The 6,256-nt window shown below is 45.6% G+C and carries 8 protein-coding genes; 2 read left to right on the top strand and 6 right to left on the bottom strand.

The window, feature by feature from the left end; all coding sequences use genetic code 11:
- Nucleotides 1–617: HpaII family restriction endonuclease (locus BACCOPRO_RS02095; protein WP_008140458.1), on the bottom strand; the 617-nt coding region annotated here is incomplete at its 3' end.
- Between the two features lie 646 nt (nucleotides 618–1,263).
- Between BACCOPRO_RS02095 and BACCOPRO_RS02090 the strand changes: the two genes are divergently transcribed.
- Together BACCOPRO_RS02090 and BACCOPRO_RS02085 are read left to right on the top strand one after the other, a co-directional pair.
- The gene (locus BACCOPRO_RS02090) at nucleotides 1,264–1,725 is read left to right on the top strand and encodes an alanyl-tRNA editing protein (protein WP_008140452.1); all 462 of its coding nucleotides are present in this window, start codon (nucleotides 1,264–1,266) and stop codon (nucleotides 1,723–1,725) included.
- 4 nt (nucleotides 1,726–1,729) lie between these two features.
- Entirely contained in the window at nucleotides 1,730–2,623 is an 894-nt protein-coding gene (locus tag BACCOPRO_RS02085) for a DNA/RNA non-specific endonuclease (protein ID WP_008140450.1), read from the top strand.
- Nucleotides 2,624–2,703: 80 nt separating this feature from the next.
- On the opposite strand, the gene BACCOPRO_RS02080 is transcribed toward BACCOPRO_RS02085, so the two are convergent.
- From BACCOPRO_RS02080 to thrS, 5 genes are all read right to left on the bottom strand, one after another.
- Nucleotides 2,704–3,483: an EFR1 family ferrodoxin gene (locus BACCOPRO_RS02080; RefSeq protein ID WP_040311059.1), complete on the bottom strand. Its 780-nt coding sequence runs from the start codon at nucleotides 3,481–3,483 to the stop codon at nucleotides 2,704–2,706.
- Between the two features lie 505 nt (nucleotides 3,484–3,988).
- Nucleotides 3,989–4,339: a 50S ribosomal protein L20 gene (rplT, locus tag BACCOPRO_RS02075; protein ID WP_008140443.1), complete on the bottom strand. Its 351-nt coding sequence runs from the start codon at nucleotides 4,337–4,339 to the stop codon at nucleotides 3,989–3,991.
- Between the two features lie 102 nt (nucleotides 4,340–4,441).
- Nucleotides 4,442–4,639 carry a 50S ribosomal protein L35 gene (gene rpmI, locus BACCOPRO_RS02070; RefSeq protein WP_008140442.1) on the bottom strand — a complete coding sequence of 66 codons (198 nt, stop codon included), beginning with the start codon at nucleotides 4,637–4,639 and terminating at the stop codon, nucleotides 4,442–4,444.
- A 70-nt stretch (nucleotides 4,640–4,709) separates the two neighbouring features.
- Nucleotides 4,710–5,294, bottom strand: a complete 585-nt coding sequence (gene infC / locus BACCOPRO_RS02065) for a translation initiation factor IF-3 (RefSeq protein WP_008140440.1) — start codon at nucleotides 5,292–5,294, stop codon at nucleotides 4,710–4,712.
- Between the two features lie 104 nt (nucleotides 5,295–5,398).
- The coding region (gene thrS, locus BACCOPRO_RS02060) for a threonine--tRNA ligase (RefSeq protein WP_008140438.1) at nucleotides 5,399–6,256 on the bottom strand (858 nt) is incomplete at its 5' end.

Genomic DNA, 6,256 nt, shown 5'->3' with positions numbered 1-6,256 from the left:
ACATCATTGTACTTCAGGACTCCTCCCAGGCGCTCGATCATCAGCATCCGGCCGATCACATCGTCTTCCTCACCAAACGCATTGATCTTGTTGATGGTAGGTACGGCAAACTTCACTCCCGTCTGCTCGAACTTGAAGTTCGCTGAGCGTCCCCCATCCAGCAAAGGGAACATCATTCCCAGACGCGAACGGACACAGAAACCGGTCAAAGGAGCATCTTCCTGATAAAAAGCGACACTGAAGTCCGTGCGGTCGTCCGTCTTGGCCTCCAAATCATAAATGGCTACTTCATCCAGAAATTCTTCCACTCCGTCGGGTGAAGTCACATCGTCTTCCCGGCTGTTCCGGATGGCTTCCAGCACCAGATCGGCCACAGTCCCGAAATCCTCGCGCGGAATCCGCTTATCCATCTGCTCGCCGACAATGTGGATCATCTCTTTTTCTACTATATACCGACGCGTGCCGTCGTGTTCCTCACGCTGCACCATGGCTACCGGAAGGCACTGACCTTCATTTCTTTTCACCTCAGGCGTTCCTGCATAGACACATCCGTCTGCCAGCAGGCGGAAAAAAGCGTACAGCTCGCCCCATTCTCTTTTCGTTGCTTCAAATGCCATATTGATCAATCGTTATTTAATGGCTGCAAAGATAGGGAAAACAAATGTTAATGAAAAGCCTCTCTATGCATCCAATTATTAAACAGTGTTACAAAAGAGAGATTTTTCTCCTTTTCGCTTGCAGATATATGAAAAGTCCGTATCTTTGCATCGTGTTTTTCATAGTATTAGATTTAAGGTTAACAAAGGTTGGAGTACAGCGGTACTCCTTTTTTATGCCCATACTTTTACAAGCTCATCACAACCTGCTTTCACTCCCCTATTTCTCAGATCCGGGATACATTCCGGCTTTCCTTTCTTTGCCCGGCAGCAAGCCAGACGATGCGAAAATATCAGGCAGACGATGCCATAAAATCGTGCGGTCGTTGAAGCTCAATTATGCGGTCGTTGGGGCCGGATCGTGCGGTCGTTGAAGCCGAATCGTGCAGTCGATTCCAGCCCCCCTCTCCATACAATTCTTAAAAAATATTATAGTCTAGAAAAAAAGTACTTTTCCGTTTGCAGATCTACCAAAAGTCCGTATCTTTGCACTGTGTTTTTCATAGTATTAGATTTAAGGTTAACAAAAGGTTGGAGTACGGCGGTACTCCTTTTTTTATGTCCATACTTTTGTGTACATTTGCACCGGTTTAATCATTTATAGAATATGGAACAACAACCCCAACTCAACGAACACAACAAGCAGGAATATCCTCCTATGCATACCTGCGAGCACATTGTCAACCGTACGATGGTTAATCTTTTCGGCTGCGGACGCGCCGTTTCCGCACACATCGAGCGAAAGAAAAGCAAACTCGACTTTGCCTTGTCGCAAGCTCCGACAGATGAAGAGATCGAACAAATAGAAGCCAAAGTCAATGAAGTCATTGCACGTCACCTGGATGTGACGGTAAAATTCATCTCCCAGCAGGAAGCTGCAGGACAATTCGACCTGAAACGCTTGCCGGAAGGTGCTTCCGACACCGTACGCGTCGTTTCCGTAGGAGACTACGACGACTGCCTCTGTATCGGTACTCATGTAGCCAATACTTCCGAGATCGGTACGTTCAAAATCATCAGCCACGATTATAAGGACGGCATTTTCCGCATGCGCTTTAAACTGATCTGACGCTATGGCACGCAAACAACGAAAACAAGGTAACACCGGTTCCTTAAAGGGATTCATCATCTTTCTACTGCTTATTGCAGGCGCCGTATGGTTCACTCAGGGCTCCAGCTATCAGTTGCCCGATCTTCGCAAAGAATTACCGGATCTGCACGAAGAGAAGCCTTCTGCCGCCCAGTCTGCTCCCCTAACCGGCAACCAGGAGAAGGTCAGCAGCCAGATGGAAATTCCCCGGAATCTCACCGACCGGAAAGAACGCATCCTGAAACGTACAGGCTACACCCTTTCATACAACAGTTTTTATAAAACTCCCAACTGGGTAGCCTGGGAACTGACCCGAAAGGAAACCGAAGGAAAGGCTGAGCGATATGACAAATTCCTTCCGGATCCGGATCTTCCGGAACCGCGTGTGGAACATTCGGACTATACCCGTTCCGGCTATGACCGGGGACACATGGCTCCGGCTGCCGACATGAAATGGAGCAAGAAAGCCATGCAGGAATCATTCTATATGAGCAACATCTGCCCGCAGAACCAGAAACTGAACCGGGATGACTGGGGAGATCTGGAGGATACCTGCCGAAAATGGGCCCGGAAATATGGAACGGTTTACATCGCCTGCGGTCCCATCTACGACAAAAGCAAGCCGGAACGCATCGGAAAGCACCAGGTAGCCGTGCCCGACCGTTTCTTCAAGGTTGTCCTGATCAACAACCGGAAGAACCCCATCGCCATGGGCTTCATCTTCCCCAATGCTGCACATCATCAGAAACTGGAAAAATACATGAGCAGTGTGGATGATGTAGAAAAGGCTACCGGACTGGACTTTTTTTCCAGATTGCCTGATTCCATAGAGAACCGGATAGAAGCCATCGTACCGGCATTACCTTCCGGACGCTAAAGCAGAAACGGCCTGCAAACATATTTCAACAGGACATCCCGTCAGATTTTACAGACAAATCTGGCGGGATGTCATTTTAGCTACTTTTCAGACTGCTTCCCCTTACGCTTCCTTTCGAAATAATACTGTCCTTTATTCAATGTCTGACTGCCATAAGCTACCGCATGCATCGGGCAGAAATGATAGCAGGCCAGGCATTGCGTACACCGCTTGCCCCAAACCGGCTTCCGGTCCACACGGATATTGTTCATCGGACAGACCTTTTCACAGATACCACAGCTGATGCAGGCATCCGAAGCATGAAACCAACGGGCAGACATCAGGAAACGGCAGAACAAGGGACGAACTACATAGGTTTTCAGGAAAGGCATGCTTCCCTCATGACAGTCAAAACCACTCTCCCGGCCGGCGATCTTGACTTGAATCTCTCTCACACGCCCCCAGGCTTCTTCCCGCTTACGGGATTCCACTTCCGGAGCATCCACATCAAACCCCGGCAAACAGACGTATGTGTTCGGCATAAATACGGAATAACCGGCCTGACAGGTCCAGCCCCGACGCTCCACCGCCTTGCAAAAGACTTCAGCTGTCTTTCCGGCATCATCCCCGCAAGTACAGACAAAATAAAGAAAAGAAGGCTTCCGGGACAAACGAAGTCTGGAAATCATTTCAAGCACGACTTCCGGAGGCCCCCAGGAATAGACCGGAAAAACAAATCCCAGTCTCTCCTCGTCCCCAAGTGCATATACCTGATCTGAGGAAAGGACATCAACCAACTTATATAAAGGTTCCTGCAACGATTCCTGCAATTGTCTGGCTACCCACAAGGAATTGCCGGTTCCGGAAAAATAGAAAATCATAATAAACAGTTTAATCGCTCTCCCCATCAGATTTCATGAAGGATAAAACAGGAAAAGCAAAGTGAAGGAAATTGTATTTATAAAAAAGGGAGAAGCCGCACCCGAGGCGTGACGAAACTCCGAATGACATGGTTTGAGAGCTCATTTCCTTTGTAATCCACCGGCATAAATGCTACCCGAAGGCGTGGCCCGCCATTGGAAGATGAAGCTTGTCTCGGTATTTCTTATAAATTTGATGAGTTTCCCGATTCTGCAAGTGCGGCTTCATTTTTATGTATTACAAAAGTAATGAAAACAATTGAGAACACCAAACATTTCCTCCCAATTTTCTTAGGTGCAAACAAGTTCTTTCTGACAGATTGCCGGCATAAGTTTCCCGGTTCTCCCCTCACCTCCTGATACAGAAGAGATCAGAAGCTGAAAAAGGAAATGCAGACAACAAAAAAGTCGGATTGTTCATTTGAAACAATCCGACTTTCTGTCAATCGTAATATGCGATTCCTGATTAAGCTGCTTTTACTTTAGCAACAACAGCTTTGAATGCCTCAGGATGGTTTACGGCTAAGTCAGCCAATACCTTACGGTTGATTTCGATGCCAGCTTTGTGCAAAGCACCCATCAACTTAGAATAAGACATACCTTCCAGACGAGCAGCTGCGTTGATACGCTGGATCCACAATGCGCGGAAGTTACGTTTTTTATTCTTGCGGTCACGATATGCATATGTCAAACCTTTTTCCCAAGTATTCTTGGCAACGGTCCAAACATTCTTTCTTGCACCAAAGTAACCTCTGGTCAAACCTAAAATTTTCTTTCTTCTTGCTCTAGAAGCAACATGATTTACTGATCTTGGCATAGTTTTAATTCTTTTTTGAATGATAGCGCCGATATTTCTCAACCGGACTTGAAGCTAATGCATTCGGTTAATAATTTAAATGATACGTTTACGCTTTTAAGATTACTTCATGCAAAGGAGTTCCCTAACCTGACCTAAGTTTACATTATGTACCAAGCCAGCGTGTACAAGGTTTCTTTTTTGCTTTTTAGTTTTCTTAGTCAAAATGTGACTGTGAAAAGCGTGCTTTCTCTTGATTTTACCTGTTCCGGTAAGAGCGAATCTTTTTTTGGCACCGGAGTTAGTCTTGATCTTTGGCATCTTGTTAAATTTTAATAATTAGTATTAATAAGGTGGTAACGCACTATACCGGCGCGTTACGCACACAATTTCATTCTTGGGTTTCGTCGGCACTGGGAGCAGCAGCAGGCTTTGCAGCCTTCTTCGGAGCACCCGCCTTCTTGGGTGAAAGGGAGATCGTCATGCGCTTACCTTCCAATAACGGCATCTGTTCAACCTTGGCATATTCTTCCAGATCGTTGGCAAAACGAAGCAGAAGAACTTCACCTTGTTCCTTGAACAGAATGGAACGTCCTTTAAAGAACACATAGGCTTTCACCTTATCGCCATCCTGCAAAAAGCCAATGGCATGTTTCAACTTGAAATTGTAATCGTGCTCATCTGTCTGAGGTCCGAAACGAATTTCCTTTACGTTGACCTTAACCTGTTTTGCTTTCTGTTCCTTCTGGCGTTTCTTTAACTGATAAAGAAATTTAGAATAATCTATAATTCTACAAACTGGAGGAACGGCATTCGGTGAAATTTCGACCAAATCAGCTCCATGATCTTCAGCCATTTTCAAAGCCTGGGCAATCGGATATACAGCTGATTCAATATCATCTCCCACAATACGGACTTCTTTGGCGCGAATCTGTTCATTGATTCTATGCTGCCCTTTTAAACTGTCATTCTTCATTCAAAAATTTTTCTTCCTGTCTGTTTTTTCAATCTAATAAATTATACTATTTCTTTATCAGTTTGCAGAAGCTTTTTTAGGAACTCCTGCAAACGGCTGCAAAGTTACCATTTATTTATCATATTATGAACTTCTTCTGCAATATTTTTTGCAAAATCTTCAATTTTCATGGTTCCCTGGTCGCCTTCTCCCTGCTTACGTACGGATACTTCTTCATTTTCTGCTTCTTTTTCACCGACAATCAGCATATAAGGGATACGTTTCATTTCATTGTCACGGATCTTACGTCCGATCTTTTCGTTACGGTCGTCCACGATGGCACGAATATCGTTCTTCTTCAGTTCCAGACGTACATGATCGGCATATTCGTTGTACTTTTCAGATACAGGCAAAATAGCAACCTGATCCGGAGTCAGCCACAACGGGAACTTACCGGCTGTATGTTCAATCAGCACAGCTACGAAACGTTCCATAGAACCGAAAGGAGCACGATGGATCATTACCGGACGGTGTTTCTGGTTGTCAGATCCCATATATTCCAACTGGAAGCGTTCCGGCAGGTTATAGTCTACCTGAATAGTACCCAGCTGCCAGCGACGGCCGATAGCATCTTTCACCATAAAGTCCAGTTTCGGACCATAGAATGCAGCTTCACCGTATTCAACCTTGGCAGGAAGGCCTTTTTCTTCACAAGCTTCAATGATAGCCTGTTCAGCCTTTTCCCAGTTTTCATCACTTCCGATATACTTTTCGCGGTTCACTTTATCACGCAAAGAAATCTGAGCTTCAAAGTTTTCAAAGTTCATAGACTTGAAGACAATGGAGATGATATCCATTACGCGGAGGAATTCATCCTTCACCTGGTCAGGACGGCAGAAGATATGAGCATCATCCTGAGTAAAGCTACGTACACGGGTCAGTCCGTGCAGCTCACCACTCTGCTCGTAACGGCATACTGTACC

This window comes from Phocaeicola coprophilus DSM 18228 = JCM 13818, from assembly GCF_000157915.1.
Lineage (GTDB): Bacteria > Bacteroidota > Bacteroidia > Bacteroidales > Bacteroidaceae > Phocaeicola > Phocaeicola coprophilus.
This window is presented reverse-complemented; position numbering and strand designations above follow the sequence as displayed.